Source organism: Pedobacter sp. JCM 36344 (assembly GCF_046546555.1).
GTDB lineage: Bacteria > Bacteroidota > Bacteroidia > Sphingobacteriales > Sphingobacteriaceae > Pedobacter.
On the sequence record NZ_JBKHKK010000003.1, the window covers coordinates 160,934 to 175,819 of the forward strand.

13 protein-coding genes are annotated in these 14,886 nt (G+C 40.0%); 4 read left to right on the forward strand and 9 right to left on the reverse strand.

Features of this window, described 5'->3' with window-relative positions; genetic code table 11:
* Nucleotides 1–2: 2 nt before the first annotated feature.
* From ACHFIZ_RS04240 to ACHFIZ_RS04265, 6 genes are read right to left on the reverse strand one after another with little or no spacing between them, the layout of a single operon-like run.
* Nucleotides 3–746 (reverse strand): tetratricopeptide repeat protein, encoded by a 744-nt coding sequence (locus ACHFIZ_RS04240; RefSeq protein ID WP_410883181.1) that lies wholly within the window; start codon nt 744–746, stop codon nt 3–5.
* Nucleotides 743–1,783, reverse strand: coding sequence for a vWA domain-containing protein (locus tag ACHFIZ_RS04245; RefSeq protein WP_410883183.1), 1,041 nt, complete (start codon nt 1,781–1,783; stop codon nt 743–745). Before ACHFIZ_RS04245 ends, ACHFIZ_RS04240 begins: the two co-directional genes overlap by 4 nt.
* Before the next feature lie 4 nt (nt 1,784–1,787).
* Nucleotides 1,788–2,789 (reverse strand): vWA domain-containing protein, encoded by a 1,002-nt coding sequence (locus ACHFIZ_RS04250; protein WP_410883185.1) that lies wholly within the window; start codon nt 2,787–2,789, stop codon nt 1,788–1,790.
* Nucleotides 2,776–3,738, reverse strand: coding sequence for a BatD family protein (locus tag ACHFIZ_RS04255; protein ID WP_410883187.1), 963 nt, complete (start codon nt 3,736–3,738; stop codon nt 2,776–2,778). The genes ACHFIZ_RS04250 and ACHFIZ_RS04255 overlap by 14 nt, the downstream gene beginning before the upstream one ends.
* A gap of 2 nt (nt 3,739–3,740) precedes the next feature.
* The gene (locus ACHFIZ_RS04260) at nt 3,741–4,616 is read right to left on the reverse strand and encodes a DUF58 domain-containing protein (protein WP_410883189.1); all 876 of its coding nucleotides are present in this window, start codon (nt 4,614–4,616) and stop codon (nt 3,741–3,743) included.
* Between the two features lie 3 nt (nt 4,617–4,619).
* Nucleotides 4,620–5,582 carry an AAA family ATPase gene (locus ACHFIZ_RS04265; protein WP_410883513.1) on the reverse strand — a complete coding sequence of 321 codons (963 nt, stop codon included), beginning with the start codon at nt 5,580–5,582 and terminating at the stop codon, nt 4,620–4,622.
* A gap of 605 nt (nt 5,583–6,187) precedes the next feature.
* On the opposite strand from ACHFIZ_RS04265, the gene ACHFIZ_RS04270 reads away from it, so the two are divergent.
* The 3 genes from ACHFIZ_RS04270 (at nt 6,188) to ACHFIZ_RS04280 (ending at nt 9,848) form a co-directional block, all read left to right on the forward strand.
* Nucleotides 6,188–6,601, forward strand: a complete 414-nt coding sequence (locus ACHFIZ_RS04270; protein ID WP_410883191.1) for a hypothetical protein — start codon at nt 6,188–6,190, stop codon at nt 6,599–6,601.
* A 316-nt stretch (nt 6,602–6,917) separates the two neighbouring features.
* Nucleotides 6,918–9,470 (forward strand): adenosylcobalamin-dependent ribonucleoside-diphosphate reductase, encoded by a 2,553-nt coding sequence (locus ACHFIZ_RS04275; RefSeq protein ID WP_410883193.1) that lies wholly within the window; start codon nt 6,918–6,920, stop codon nt 9,468–9,470.
* 81 nt (nt 9,471–9,551) lie between these two features.
* On the forward strand, nt 9,552–9,848 hold the full coding sequence (locus tag ACHFIZ_RS04280; RefSeq protein ID WP_410883195.1) for a Dabb family protein: 297 nt from the start codon (nt 9,552–9,554) through the stop codon (nt 9,846–9,848).
* Between the two features lie 29 nt (nt 9,849–9,877).
* Here ACHFIZ_RS04280 and ACHFIZ_RS04285 read toward each other — a convergent pair whose 3' ends face one another.
* Together ACHFIZ_RS04285 and ACHFIZ_RS04290 are read right to left on the reverse strand one after the other, a co-directional pair.
* On the reverse strand, nt 9,878–11,587 hold the full coding sequence (locus ACHFIZ_RS04285) for an ArnT family glycosyltransferase (protein ID WP_410883197.1): 1,710 nt from the start codon (nt 11,585–11,587) through the stop codon (nt 9,878–9,880).
* 3 nt (nt 11,588–11,590) lie between these two features.
* The gene (locus tag ACHFIZ_RS04290) at nt 11,591–12,001 is read right to left on the reverse strand and encodes a GtrA family protein (RefSeq protein ID WP_410883199.1); all 411 of its coding nucleotides are present in this window, start codon (nt 11,999–12,001) and stop codon (nt 11,591–11,593) included.
* An 81-nt stretch (nt 12,002–12,082) separates the two neighbouring features.
* On the opposite strand from ACHFIZ_RS04290, the gene ACHFIZ_RS04295 reads away from it, so the two are divergent.
* On the forward strand, nt 12,083–13,405 hold the full coding sequence (locus ACHFIZ_RS04295) for a sensor histidine kinase (protein WP_410883201.1): 1,323 nt from the start codon (nt 12,083–12,085) through the stop codon (nt 13,403–13,405).
* Between the two features lie 16 nt (nt 13,406–13,421).
* On the opposite strand, the gene ACHFIZ_RS04300 is transcribed toward ACHFIZ_RS04295, so the two are convergent.
* Nucleotides 13,422–14,861 carry an ATP-dependent RecD-like DNA helicase gene (locus ACHFIZ_RS04300; protein ID WP_410883203.1) on the reverse strand — a complete coding sequence of 480 codons (1,440 nt, stop codon included), beginning with the start codon at nt 14,859–14,861 and terminating at the stop codon, nt 13,422–13,424.
* Nucleotides 14,862–14,886: the final 25 nt, after the last annotated feature.

A 14,886-nucleotide genomic window follows, 5' to 3' on the forward strand; every position in this document is an offset into this window, starting at 1 on the left:
ACCTACCAATCTTTTACGATACGACCTTTAACGCCCTTTGCTTTTTTATTTTTAAGCTTATCCTGCGTCTTTTTCTCTTCCTGATTTAAGGCCTCCAGCATTCGCTCTGCCTCTTCTTTAGATAACTTATCGGGCTGAGGCTGTTCGCCTTTACCATCCTTTTTATCCTGATCCTTCTTATCCTGATCTTGCTTGTCCTTATCCTTCTTGTCTTTGTCTTTCTGGTCTTTGTTTTGATCCTGCTTATCTTTGTCCTTTTGGTCTTTCTTATCCTTATTCTTGTCGTCTTTCTTCTTATCGTCCTTTTTCTGCTGTTGCTGCTGCTTCAGCTTTTCTTGCGCATAGGCAAGATTGTACCTGGTTTGATCATCTTTCGGATTATTGATCAAAGACTTCTTATAAGCAGCAACGCTTTCTTCTAATTTACTTGATTCCAGTAACGAATTTCCAAGATTATGGTAAGCCTGCGCTTTTACTCCTTTATCGGCAGAAGAATTTGCTATATCGGTAAACTTTTTACCAGCATCTTCTAATTTCTTTTGCTTGTATAAAGCATCTCCAAGGTTAAAATTACCGGCAACGGATTGTTGAGACTTGGCAACTGATTTCCGGTAACTCGCTTCTGCCTCCTTATACTTCTTCTGTTCATACAGCTTATTGCCATCATGAATGTCCTTTTTTTCTTTCTGCGCGAACAGAAAAGAACCCTGAAATGCAATAAAAATTATTATGATCAATACCCTCATGACTCCCTTACTTCAAATAAATTCAATGCACTTAATTTCAAATTTTTCCTGTTAGATATAAAAAACTCTACTAACAACAAGATCAATGTAATCCCTATAAAAAACTGGAACCTATCTTCATAGTTTTTAAACATACGGCTGTCATAGGTCTTCTTTTGCATCTTATTTACCTGATCCAATACGATATTCAGGCCGCTATTTGCATTTGTTGCCCTTACATAAGCGCCATTACCTGCAGCAGCAACCTCTTTACACATCTCTTCATTTAACTTGCTCAGCACGACTTTGCCGTTCTCATCCTTCCTAAAGCCCACCGGATTTCCATTTTGGTAGATCGGCATCTCTGCGCCTTCCGGGGTACCTAATCCAATAACATGTATCGCTACATCTTTAGAACTGGCTGCTTTGGCCGCACTTACCGCATCATCTTCATGGTTTTCACCATCCGTCATCAAAATCATTGCCTTGCTCGTACCGTTCACCAGGTCAAAGGATTTCATTCCCATTTCGATCGCAGCGCCGATGGCAGTTCCCTGAGTGGGTACAATATCGGTGCTGATATTGTTTAGAAACAGTTTGGCAGCCGAGTAATCGGTTGTAATCGGAAGCTGAACATAAGCCTCTCCGGCGAAAATAATAATTCCCACGCGATCATTATGCAGGTTATCCAGAAGCTGTGATATTGCCCGCTTAGCGTTCTCGAGCCTGTTTGGCGATAAATCACCCGCCAACATACTGTTAGAAACATCCAGCAATATCATTAAATCTGATCCACTTCGTTTTGCTTCCTCTGTTTTTGTGCCTATCTGTGGGTTTGCCGCTGCTAGAATCAGCGAAGCAAAAGAAACCAAAAATATCCAAAACTTAATTTTCGGCCTGCTAAAAGAAACCTCCGGGATCACTTGCTTAACGGTCTTGTGATCGCCAAAGGCCTTTAGCACTTTCCGCTGCCATCGTTTAACCAGTAAAAATACAAGGATCATCACTGGCAACAATGCCAATGCCCATAATAACTGTATGTGTTCAAAACGTAACATAATATTAACTTAAGGCTCCTTTAAATAGGGTGTTTCTCAATGCAAATTCTATAAGCAAGAGCAATAGTGCAATCAGCACAAATGGCAAGAACCGCTCGGTTTTTTTGTGGTATTCAGTCACAGCAATCTTTGCTTTCTCCAGCTTATCAATTTGTTGATATATCTCTTTCAATTTATCGTTGTTAGTCGCTCTAAAGTACTTACCACCAGTAACCTTAGCAATACCGGTCAATGTTGTCTCGTCAATCGTAACCGGTACTTGTTGGTATTGAATGCCTTGATCAGTCCTAACCGGATACGGTGCCATACCTTTAGTTCCAACACCCACTGTGTACACGCGAATGTTCATCTTTTTTGCAATTTCCGCAGCTGTCAATGGAGGTATCGAACCTCCCGTATTTGAACCATCTGTCAAAAGGATGACTACTTTACTCTTCGCCTCACTGTTTTTCAAACGGTTAACAGCTGTCGCAAGTCCCATTCCAATCGCCGTTCCATCCTCAATCATCCCATTGTTCACGTCCTTAAAAAGATTGATCAACACATCGTGGTCAATGGTAAGCGGACATTGGGTAAAGCTTTCTCCGCTGAAAATAACTAGTCCGATCCTATCATCAGGACGGTCTTTAATAAAGTCTATCGCGATGTTTTTGCTTGCTTCAAGCCTATTGGGCTTCAAATCTTCCGCCAGCATACTTCCTGAAATATCGGTCGCAATCACGATGTCGATACCCTCAGTAGTCGAGTTCTGCCAGCTTAAGGCTGATTGCGGTCTTGCCATCGCGATCACTAAAAACACCAAAGCCAACACTCGAAAGAAGATCCCATAATGTCTTAAAACCCTATAACTCGATTTTACTTTCATAAAACCAGAGACGGTAGACATCCTCAAGGTTCCCTGCAGCGTCTTATTCTTCCAGATATACCAGCCAATCATCAAAGGCACAAATAAAAGGAGCCAAAAGAAGACTGGATTGGCAAACTCAATTCCTTTAAATAGGTTCATCTTTCTGCGCTGTATCTTTAGGTGATTGAATTATTGCTCCTGCCGCGCCAACAAAGGCAATGGCATTATCCATACTCTGTTCATTATCAGTACTTAATGGTTTTTGCTTAGCAAACTTAACCAAGTCTGCCAGCATTAAAATTTGTCTTAAACGGCTCCTATCGGCTTCTTCGATTGCCAAATTCCTCAAACCCGAGAAAATCTCGTCAGACGTTTGCTCCATTGCTCTGATTTTATACCGCTTTTCTAAAAACTCTCTGATGATATCGGTGAGTTCGCTATGGTATTGTTTTACCTCATCATGCTGCCAAAGTTCTTTGTCTCTTAATTCGGTCAACTTATTCAAGGCCCGAATATGTGGAGGAATAAAAGGCGTTACTTCTACTACAACAGGCTCCGCTTTTTTTCTTTTCTTGAAATAGAACCAAACACCGATCAACACGATGATCAGCAATAAACCCAACAAAACCTTCACAGAGTTATCCCTAAGCCAGTCCATAAAACTGTATTTAACAGCGAGTGGTTGCTTTATGTCATAGATAGCCTTAGTGGTATCTACTTTCACAGCTTCTACCTGTAAAGGAATAGGATCAGTTTTTAAAGTCGATCCATTTGCGGTAAAAGTAAAAGCCGGTATGGTCTGCACACCAGAGTCGAAAGCGGTAATGGTATATGCCTGGGTGATCGTCCATCTTCCGGATTGGTCTTTTAAGGTGTCCAACTTTCCCATGCCCACAATCTGAACTTTGGAAGAAAGCGTGTCCGTCAAAGCGGGGAAAGTCACCTTTCCATTGGCTGGCAAATTCGCAGATAACCTTAACACAGTCTGATCCCCCAACAGGATCGTCGGCTTATCAAGCTTAGATGATACGGTTACATCCTGAGCTTTAACAGCAAAACTAGCACCAGTAAAGGCAAATAGTAAACACCAGTTAAAATATCCTTTCATACTTATCGCTTCGCTCCTCTTTTCTTAAATAATGTCATCAATGGCTTTACGTAAGACTGGTGCGTACCTATTTTGGTGAAATCGACGCCCGACCTTTTAAAAAGATCTTCCAGCCTACCGTTACGTTCAAGGGCGGCACGTTTAAACTCAAAACGCACTTCCTTATCACTGGTATTTACCCAGGCCGTTTGTCCGGTTTCTTCATCCTTAATAGGGATCAAACCCAAATTAGGGAATTCCTCTTCATGCAAATCATATAACCTCAGGGCCACCAAATCATGTTTTCTATTGGCAATCTTCAGCTCGTTTTCGAAGCTGCTGCTCATAAAATCTGAAATCAGAAACGAAGTACATCGTTTTTTGATTGCCCCGGTGAAGAACCTTAAAGCCTCAGCAACATTGGTTCCTTTATGTTTAGGTTCAAAATTGATCAGCTCCCTGATGATCATCAAAATATGGCTTCTACCCTTCTTTGGCGGGATAAACTTTTCCACCTGATCGCTAAAGAATAAGATGCCTACCTTATCGTTATTCTGAATGGCCGAAAAGGCTAATACCGCGCAAATTTCAGTTGCCAATTCCTGCTTCAACTGCGTCTGTGTACCGAAGTTTTTAGACCCGCTCACATCGACAAGCAACATGACAGTCATCTCGCGCTCCTCATCAAAGACCTTCACATAGGGATGGTTAAAACGAGCGGTAACATTCCAGTCTATCGTTCTGATCTCATCACCCACTTGATATTCCCGAACCTCAGAAAAAGCCATACCACGGCCTTTAAACGCGGATTGATATTCCCCGGAAAATATCTGGTTACTCAATCCCCGAGATTTGATTTCGATCTTTCTAACCTTTTTTAAGAGATCTTTGGTATCCATAAGTTATGGTACTTCAACTGCATTTAATATTCCAGTGATGATATGCTCAGCCGTAACGTTTTCGGCCTCGGCCTCATACGTAAGGCCAATACGATGCCTTAGTACATCATGACAGATCGCTCTCACATCTTCCGGGATCACATATCCCCTTCGTTTGATGAACGCATAGGCTTTAGCTGCCAAAGCAAGATTGATACTTGCGCGGGGCGATGCACCAAAGCTGATCAAATTCTTATAATCTGCAAGCTTATATTGTTCAGGGAAACGGGTAGCGAAAACAATATCAATAATGTATTGCTCAATTTTTTCGTCCATATAGACTTCTCTAACTACTTTCCTTGCCCTGATAATATCATCAGGATGAAGTATTTTAGAAGGCTTGGGCATTCCCTGAGGCGCGATATTAGCCCGCATAATCTTTTTCTCGTCTTCCCTTTTTGGGTAGCCAATTACGACCTTCAGCATGAACCTATCCACTTGAGCTTCTGGAAGTGGGTAGGTACCTTCCTGTTCAATTGGATTTTGAGTAGCCAATACCAAAAACGGCGTTGGAAGCGGAAAGGTATTGTCGCCAATAGTTACCTGACGCTCCTGCATGGCCTCCAATAAAGCACTCTGCACCTTGGCCGGAGCTCTGTTAATCTCGTCTGCAAGGATAAAGTTAGAAAACAAAGGTCCCTTTCTAACGATGAACTCTTCTTTCTTTTGGTTGTAGATCATGGTACCCAACAAATCGGCTGGCAGCAAATCAGGCGTAAATTGAATTCTGCTGAAACCTGCGTCAATACATTTAGCTAACGTATTGATGGCTAAAGTTTTCGCCAATCCAGGAACACCTTCTAAAAGGATGTGACCATCAGCCAAAAGGCCAATCATCAGTCGCTCAACCATATAACGTTGTCCCACGATCACCTTATCCATCTCATTGAAAAGGAGGTCTATAAAAGTACTCTCCTTCTGTATCATTTCATTCAAAGCACGCAGATCGGTGCCGTAAGTTGAACTGTCTGTATTTGTATTTAATTCTTCCATTTAGACCAAATTTTTCGCTGCGAAAATTAGACAAACCTTAGACTTCCTGCAAGTTTTATAGGAAGTGTTTTGTGTTAAAATATGTTAAAGGTTCTTTGGGCTTTGAACACTTCCCCCTCAAATATGTCTAGCTTAATGCTTTATATATTTTCAACCAAATTTAATTTTCTTAATTCAAATTTCTACGATATTTATAGTTACTTTACTAGGCATTAAATATAAGCCAGCAGTTAACTGTTTACTGAAGAAGTCGGTATGTAGTTTAAATTAACTAGGAGGTGATAGGGACATAACAGGGAGGTAACAGGGACGTAACAGGGATGTTGCCCCTGTCAACTCCTTTTTAACTCCTATTTAAATACCTGTTATCTTTTGGCTAACTAAAAGCCTTTCTTTACGCCAATCTTAACTCATCATAGGCCTTAAATAGTTGCAACTAAAAAAGGAATCCCCTAAATCATTTTAACATTTCTTAACATTTTGCAGATTAAACTATTCCAAACTTTTATGCTCTATTCACTAAAAAAGAAAGGAATATTATGAAAAAATTAATCTTAAGCGCTATACTATTCATCAGCATGGGTACTGTAGCAATGTCACAGACAGACAACAAAAAAGTTCAAAAAACTCCTGAAGAGCGCGCCCAACGTTCTACAGACATGTTAGATAAAAAACTTTCTCTAACAGCCGATCAGAAAACTAAAATCTACGCGCTAAACCTCGCGGAAATGAATAAGATGAAAGAGAAGCATGTTAAAGGCGAAAAAAGAGATATGACTGCCATGAAAGCGGCTATGGAGGAAAGGGATACTAAAATCAACAACATTCTTGATAAAAAACAACGCAGTTCTTACAAAGAGTGGAAAGAGAAACGCAGAGAAGGCATGAAAGATCACGCCGGCAAAAGACAAGGTGATAGAAGAAATAAAGAACAAAGCAGAGAGAAGATTTAGACTGAGCATGTTTTAGGGAGAACATAATTAGTTCATATGGGCGGCAAGAAATCTTGCCGCCCATTTTTATTGGTGAATTCTGCGGTGTATTTACCTAGTCCCTGAAAAAAAAATGCTATTCAATATAAAGAGGCAGCTAAAAAATAGCATAGCAATTTATAATATTCCAATTTCTGTCAACATTTTAAGGATGTAAACTAATTAATTAATTGATTATCAATACACTAAAATAATAATTTGTAAACTTTTTAATTATTCGTATGCTAAATGTTTTCGATTAGGTACCTTTACCCTGTCACCAAATCAACAATTTTCCATGGAAGCTGAGCACCAAATCAAACAAAAAACAACCTATACAGCTGATGAAGCGTACCAAGCATCATTAAAATTTTTCAATGGGGATGATTTAGCGGCGAGGGTTTGGGTAAATAAATATGCTTTAAAAGATTCGAGTGGCGCAATTTATGAAAACACACCCAACGACATGCACCGACGAATCTCTTCGGAAATTGCACGAATCGAACAGCGATACCCGAATCCGATTTCAGAAGAGGATATATTCGGTCTAATCGCTGGTTTTAAATATATCATTCCTCAGGGAAGTCCAATGACCGGAATAGGTAATCCATTCCAGATTGCATCCTTGTCCAATTGTTTTGTGATTGGCAATGACGGTAATTCAGATTCCTACGGTGGAATAATGAAAATTGATCAGGAGCAGGTGCAACTTATGAAGAGACGTGGTGGAGTTGGGCACGACCTCTCTCACATCCGTCCGAAGGGCTCGCCTGTTAAAAACTCTGCACTAACATCTACTGGCATTGTGCCTTTTATGGAACGCTATTCCAACTCTACACGGGAAGTGGCGCAAGACGGAAGACGTGGCGCACTGATGATGTCAGTAGCTATAAAACACCCGGATTCCGAGGATTTCATTGATGCAAAAATGGAACAAGGCAAAGTAACGGGCGCAAATGTTTCTATACGTATCGATGATGCCTTTATGAAAGCGGTTGAGTCTGGACTTCCTTATCTGCAGCAGTATCCAGTGGATAGCAAAAAACCTGTGTATCAGAAAGAAATTGATCCCAGTTTGCTATGGAAAAAAGTAGTTCACAATGCCTGGCGCTCTGCGGAACCTGGAATTTTGTTCTGGGACACCATAATTAATGAGTCGGTGCCCGACTGTTATGCAGACCTCGGCTACAAAACAGTTTCTACAAACCCTTGCGGAGAAATCCCCTTATGCCCATATGATTCTTGCCGATTGCTGGCCATCAACCTATATTCTTACGTAGAGAACCCCTATACTGCGGATGCAATTTTCAATTGGGACCTATTTAAGCAACACATACACCTAGCACAACGAATGATGGATGACATCATCGACCTGGAACTGGAAAAGATTGACGCAATCTTACAAAAGATCGATGACGATCCGGAACAAGAAGAAATTAAACGGATAGAGCGAAACCTTTGGGTAAATATTCAGACTAAAGCAACTGAAGGGAGAAGAACCGGAATTGGCATCACTGCTGAAGGAGATATGCTTGCGGCTTTGGGCTTGCGTTACGCCAGCGATGAAGGTACCGCCTTTGCTGTAGAAATCCATAAAACCATTGCGATTGAAGCCTACCGTTCATCCGTAATCACAGCTAAAGAGCGTGGTCCATTCACGATTTTTAATGCCAAGCGGGAGAAAAAAAATCCTTTTATGCTTCGGTTAAAGGAAGCAGATCCGGAGATGTATTTCCAAATGCTGGAGCATGGAAGAAGGAATATTGCACTGCTGACGATTGCTCCTACCGGCACAACGAGCCTGATGTCTCAAACCAGTTCTGGAATTGAGCCTGTGTTTATGCCGGTTTACAAAAGGAGACGTAAAGTAAATCCTAATGATAAGGATGCACGCGTTGATTTTGTAGATGAACTTGGTGATTCCTGGGAGGAATATGTCGTATTTCACCATGGCTTTAAAAAGTGGATGGAAGTAAATGGCCATGACCTCACTAAAAACTACGGACAAAAAGAACTGGACGAACTGGTAAAGTTATCGCCTTATTATAAGTCAACCAGCAATGACGTGGATTACATGAAGAAAGTAAGGATGCAGGGGCAGATTCAAAAATGGGTGGATCACTCGATCAGCGTAACCATTAATATGCCAAATGATGTGACCGAAGAGCTGGTTGGCGAATTGTATATGGAGGCATGGAAAGCCGGATGTAAGGGTATTACGGTTTACCGTGACGGCTCTCGTTCCGGGGTTTTGATCGCTAATACTGAAACGGCTCCGAAGGAAACTACCGTAACCGCAACCAGCTTTCCGACGGAAAGGCCCGCAGTATTGATGGCAGATGTTGTCCGTTTTCAAAACAAGAAAGACAAGTGGATCGCATTTATCGGCCTGATTGACGACAAGCCTTATGAAATTTTTACGGGTTTTTCTGATGATGAAGATGGTATTTTAATTCCACGGTGGGTGAATGATGGTCTGATTATTAAAAATAAGGAAGCCGACGGCAGTTCCAGATATGACTTTCAATACCACAATAAACGCGGACATAAAACAACCATTGAAGGTTTATCGTATAAATTTAATCCGGAATACTGGAATTACGCGAAGCTGATTTCCAGTACACTTCGACATGGCATGCCGATAGAAAAGGTTGTGGAACTGATTAATAGTCTTCAATTGGATGAATCCATTAATACCTGGAAAAATGGCGTAGCACGTGCATTTAAACGCTACATACCAGATGGTACAGAAGCTAAAAAGCAACAATGCGAGAGTTGCAATTCTGTCAATCTGATGTATCAGGAAGGGTGCCTGACCTGCAAGGATTGCGGCTCTTCAAAGTGCGGATAGCTTTCTGCTTTAAGTATACATGTAATTATCATGCTTATAGTTTTTACGAACTGTAATAATTATATATTTGATCAAAAAAATATGTTAGCTCATCACGTTTTATTTTGGTTAAAAGCCGAAACTACAGAAGGTCAAATTGCCGCTTTTAAAAAAGGGTTAGAATCATTAGAAAATATTGAAACTGTGAAGACGTTTCATATTGGAACCCCTGCAGCAATCGATCGTGCAGTTGTAGATATCACTTACTCATTTTCATTGATTATCTTTTTTGAAGATATGGCAGGTCACGATGTATATCAAGTCCACACCTTGCATCAGGCTTTTTTAGATCAATTCCGCGAATTGTTTGAGAAAGTTATTATTTACGACGCTCATTAGCACCACATTGGCCGCATTGTTTAACCATATTACTTCGTAACATCTACAGCAATGCGGCCGCTGTTTCTACTTCCTGCAAAGGGCTCTGTTCTAATAGAAAACTCTAATTTATACTTACCGACTCTGTTTGGAGTTTTGATCATGGCAGGGATAACAATGGACTGACCCGGGGCAATCACTGCATCTTCTAAATTAGCTTCGATAGCAACCAATGGGTCAATAAATTTATTATCTACCTTATAACCGTACTCCAGGAAACACTTCCAAAACTGGTTTCTATTACCCAAAGTGATAGTATCGGGATATGGGTTTGCAATCTGAAGTCGTAATCGAAGGGTAATGCCAGCTTTTAGCTTCTCCGAAATATCAAGTGGAGTTATATTCACACGTTGATACATCCTAACCTGATCAATCCATGTTCCAAAGACAACTCCCTTATTGGTGGATATTGTATCCATCTTTTTACTTAGATCAGGTTGTGGTAGCAGGTAGTAAGCACGTCCATTTCTGAACTCATTGTCCAGCGGCCATATATCGTATTGGTTTTTTCTGTAGTTTCTTGAATCGTAAGAGAAACCTTTAGTGCTATTGGTATAATAATTATACTTGGAAGCAAGCTGAAAAGAATTTTCAAATAGTACTGGACTTTCTCCTGCAAATTTATGAATTTCCAAGGCCCACTCCTCAGTGCCAAAATAACTTTTAATCAAGTTATTTTTCATCAATAACGGAATAGGAATGATCAAAACTATTCTCAGCATCATAATGAGCGCAATATTAATTACTGCGGCTTTTATAAACCACACTGGAACTTCTTTTTTAGACAATTGTAGGTAAGCAAGCAGCATCAGGCAAATCATTGCCGGCAAAGTCCAGTGTGCCTCTACTCTACCTTTGAATGTACTGAAGAAAAAGAAGATGAAGATGCCGTAAAAGTTGAACTGAAGCGCTTTTATAAAGTCATCTCCAGATTTGTACCTGGAGGCACTACTGTATAGAAACCAACCGACTAGTGGTCCTGCTAAAAGCAGTTGTCCGACTACATACTGATAGGTAAATTCGGCACGGTATGCTTCTGCAGAACGGTCAAGGATGTGGTAATAGAAAGAGGGGTAGTTATTTTGAATCTGCCACCAGAGGTGTGGTGTAAAAGCGGTGACCGCAAACAGGATGATTAGCCAGAAAGAACCCCTTTTAAATAATTTGAAATTGGATAAAATTGTAAAGAAAAGTATAAGAACAGCATGATATTTACTGTATAGCAAACAAGCAATAACTAAAGCTAAAATAGAGGCGGTCAGGTAACTATCTTTTTTGAGGTACCGTTGATAGAAATAGAAAAACAGTACGGTAAAGAAAAACAATGGGGAGTCTGGCGTGGTGATAAAACCATACACATGGAATAACACAATAGATCCGGCCAGGAGAATGAAAAGCTTTATGTTTTGGGTGTAAACGCTTACTACTTTCCAAAGTAAATAAAATGCAGTTGTAGTAGTAATCACTGTGACCATCCTTAGTCCAAATGGGGTATGCGTAAGGCTATCCCCTATTTTTATAAATAGGGCAACCATTGGTGGGTGATCGAAATATCCCCAGGCTAAAAATTTTGAGTATAGCCAGTAGTAAGCTTCATCAGGATGGAGATCCATAAAAAAGGCCTGTATAAAGTTTACTAAGGCCCAGATCGCAAGAAAAATGGGAAGAATTGACTTAGAGTTCCTGACTTGATCTAACATCCTTTATCCTGTAAAGGTGTAAATGTAGTTTGCAAAGAAATTCCATAAAGAAACCAGCCCAATTGCGAATGCTTTTGCAAGATAGAAATTCCACTTAAGTTTTTCGTGAAAAAGATAGATAATGCCGTTACTCATAGCAAGTCCTATCAATGAAATCAGGAAAAACTTACTAAACTGAGTTACGGTATTTGGATCATGATTGTTGAAGGTCCATAGCCTGTTTAAGCTATAGTTTGTACCCGTTGCTATAATAAAACCCATAGAGTTGGCGACATACTTATGAATCTTAAACTTCTCTTTAAGCAGGTAGGTAATCCCGAAATCCACAAACATTCCTGAAAGACCTACAACTCCAAACTTTATAAATTTTAGAATAAAAGCTTTATTGAACTCAATTGCGGCGATTTGGGTCATAGAAATTTCTTTCAGCAAAAATAAGATAATAATAAGACAACTCCATTTCCTTTGCTTATTTTTGTTTTCAAATTATAGGGATTGCTAAATTTTTTCAAGTATAAAATACCAATTAACTACTCCTCAGAATTCAAAGAGGTTTCCAGTCATATTAATGTCAGGCAAATAAGATTGCTTAGCACAGGGTTGTTTATACTAGCATCTTCCATTAGGTTACTTGCCCATTTCTACAATGCAGAAATCATCACTATTCCAAATATCTTGGAATACAATTTGAGTAACTTTATACAGCTAATTGGGTCTTCTTGTTTCATCATTTTAAGCTCTTTGGCACTGAAATTTAAGAACTTGCAAAGTGAGTATCGAAATATCCTTACGCTTTCTTTTACCTTATTCATTTTGACCACAAGCTTCTTTATAAGCTATATATACTCAATGCATAATGCAAAAAACACGTTGACGCTATTTTTAATAGGCATAGTGCTCGTTAGTATTTTCTTTTCTCTTGAGTTCAAATACGTTATCACGTTGGCATTATATGTAATTTTTTTATTTACAATCGGTATGATGGTGCCAAGCCTTAAGCCGGCCCAACAATTGTTCAACTTTTCAGCTTCGGTTGTTCTGGCATTTGTTCTATACATATGCTCCAGCTACAGTTATTTCTATAAATCGCAGCACTTTATACAGCTGAGACAACTGGAAGAAAAAAATATTGAAGTGCAGGAGCTCAATAGGCAGAAGAGTGAGATACTAGGATTTGTTGCCCATGATCTTCGAAATCCCCTCAATAATATAGAGGCTTTAAGCCGTATACTTATTGAAGAAGATGAAGATGATGGTGAGCATACTGAGCTTGAGCTGATTTTAAGTTCTGCTAGACAGGCAAAACATATTATTAATGACCTGATAGAGGTAATTCAGGTTGAAAAGGCTGCATATCAGCTCCAGGATGTCGACTTGGTTAACTACATCAATGGCATTTGCAAGAGCTGGCAAGCTAACGCTCCAGAAAATCGCAAAATAAATTTTATCTGTGCGGAAGGCGTAATATTTTCACCATTGAACCCGGACAGGTTTAGCCGAGTCATTGATAACTTAATAGGTAATGGGCTTAAATTCTCTGATAACGATACCCCGATAGAAATAGAAATCTATAAGACGGAACAGCACTGTCTGATTAGCGTTAAGGATCATGGAATTGGCATCCCTGAACATTTGAAGGATTTGTTGTTTGATCAATTTTCTAAAGCTGGAAGATCTGGTTTGAATGGAGAAAGATCTCTTGGTCTGGGACTACATATTTCTAAAGATATTGTAGAACAACATGGGGGCACGTTAACTCTTGAAACAGAGGAAAATAAGGGATCCACCTTTATTATTTCAATGCCGCTTGCTTGCTAGGTTCAGGCTGTACTTATTAATACTCTTCTTCTAACACACTTGTGAATAAGCTGTTTGAGAAATTTACAAGGAATAACTCCTTCTTTGCCCGAGTTACTCCGGTATAAAGCCAACGCATGAAATCCATGTCTACCATTTCATCAGTCAAATATCCCTGGTCCACAAAAACAGCATCCCATTGTCCACCCTGGGCCTTGTGACAAGTTACAGCATAAGCGAATTTAATTTGCAACGCATTGTAATATGGGTCTTCTTTTATAGCATTGAATCGCTCTCGCTTATTACTCAAATGATCATAATCCAAGTTGAGCGCCTCAAACATTTTGTTACTTTGCTCATAATTGAGGCTGGGCGATTCTGAGGTTAGCGTGTCCAGCATTACTTTACATGTGATATTCCCTGCTTCGGGAAAGTCAATCAACTCCAGATTAACTTCACAGAACCGTAGGCCATAACGTTCCTCTATCCCCCTCACTCTTTTAACTCTAGCCATATCACCATTGGCTATAAAGGCCGCAGATTCATTTTCAGGAAGCCAGAAATAGTTGTTCTTAACCACCATAATTTGATCTCCTCCAGTCAACTCTTCCTCGCGATATAGCAGGCGGGACCGAATCTGCTGATTGTAAATGTTTGCCGATTTATTAGACCGACAAACGACCAGAGAATTTTCTATACCAAACTTATGATAGGCATACTCAAGACCCTCGACGAACTTCAAGCCCGTCATTCTAAATATGTCCTTATAAGATTTGGTTAGAAACTTCGGAAGTTCGATTTTCTCTTCATCTTTAAGCTCCTTGTTGATAATCTTCCTCAACATAGTAGCGTTCGCCAATATGCCTGATTTCTTCTCCTGTCGGACAACTTCTTTTAATTCAACCGCTTTAACTTTCAGACCAAATTGCTGAGCAATATAGTTTGCGTTCAAGGCCGGACTATCTATACTCCCAACCGGGGGAAGCTGTGCGGTATCTCCAACAAATGCCACTGCACAGTTTTTACCATTATATACATATTGCATTAAGTCCTTCAAAAAAGAAGAGCCTGTTTTTATATTCCATTCATCGGCAATCATGGAGGCCTCATCAACAATAAACAAAGTGTATTCAGCGACATTAGGGGCAAGTAGGAAAGACATTTCGGTCGCAATCGCTGACTTTTTCCGGTAAATTCTCTTATGCACCGTCAGTGCCATGCGACCTGTATAATTACTCATCACCTTTGCTGCACGGCCTGTTGGAGCCATTAAAACACTACGGTAACCAAACCTCGGGAGTGCTTTAACCAAGGCACCAACAGAAGTGGTCTTTCCGGTTCCAGCATAACCCCGTAAGATAAAACATTGCTTGTCTATCGGTTGTGAAAGGAAAGTGGCCATTTCCCGACAAAAAACGAGTTGCTCTTCAGTAGGACTAAATTGATATGATTGCGCAATCAAGCTGGCTTTATCCATTTATCAAATATGCAATGGTGTTGTT

Excerpts from the sequence above, each read along its gene's own strand:
- ACHFIZ_RS04275 (WP_410883193.1), top strand. The coding sequence starts at position 6,918 with ATGGAAGCTGAGCACCAAATCAAACAAAAAACAACCTATACAGCTGAT.
- ACHFIZ_RS04290 (WP_410883199.1), bottom strand. The coding sequence starts at position 12,001 with ATGACCCAAATCGCCGCAATTGAGTTCAATAAAGCTTTTATTCTAAAA.
- ACHFIZ_RS04270 (WP_410883191.1), top strand. The coding sequence starts at position 6,188 with ATGAAAAAATTAATCTTAAGCGCTATACTATTCATCAGCATGGGTACT.
- ACHFIZ_RS04285 (WP_410883197.1), bottom strand. The coding sequence starts at position 11,587 with ATGTTAGATCAAGTCAGGAACTCTAAGTCAATTCTTCCCATTTTTCTT.
- ACHFIZ_RS04265 (WP_410883513.1), bottom strand. The coding sequence starts at position 5,582 with ATGATACAGAAGGAGAGTACTTTTATAGACCTCCTTTTCAATGAGATG.
- ACHFIZ_RS04245 (WP_410883183.1), bottom strand. The coding sequence starts at position 1,783 with ATGTTACGTTTTGAACACATACAGTTATTATGGGCATTGGCATTGTTG.
- ACHFIZ_RS04240 (WP_410883181.1), bottom strand. The coding sequence starts at position 746 with ATGAGGGTATTGATCATAATAATTTTTATTGCATTTCAGGGTTCTTTT.
- ACHFIZ_RS04255 (WP_410883187.1), bottom strand. The coding sequence starts at position 3,738 with ATGAAAGGATATTTTAACTGGTGTTTACTATTTGCCTTTACTGGTGCT.
- ACHFIZ_RS04300 (WP_410883203.1), bottom strand. The coding sequence starts at position 14,861 with ATGGATAAAGCCAGCTTGATTGCGCAATCATATCAATTTAGTCCTACT.
- ACHFIZ_RS04250 (WP_410883185.1), bottom strand. The coding sequence starts at position 2,789 with ATGAACCTATTTAAAGGAATTGAGTTTGCCAATCCAGTCTTCTTTTGG.
- ACHFIZ_RS04280 (WP_410883195.1), top strand. The coding sequence starts at position 9,552 with ATGTTAGCTCATCACGTTTTATTTTGGTTAAAAGCCGAAACTACAGAA.
- ACHFIZ_RS04260 (WP_410883189.1), bottom strand. The coding sequence starts at position 4,616 with ATGGATACCAAAGATCTCTTAAAAAAGGTTAGAAAGATCGAAATCAAA.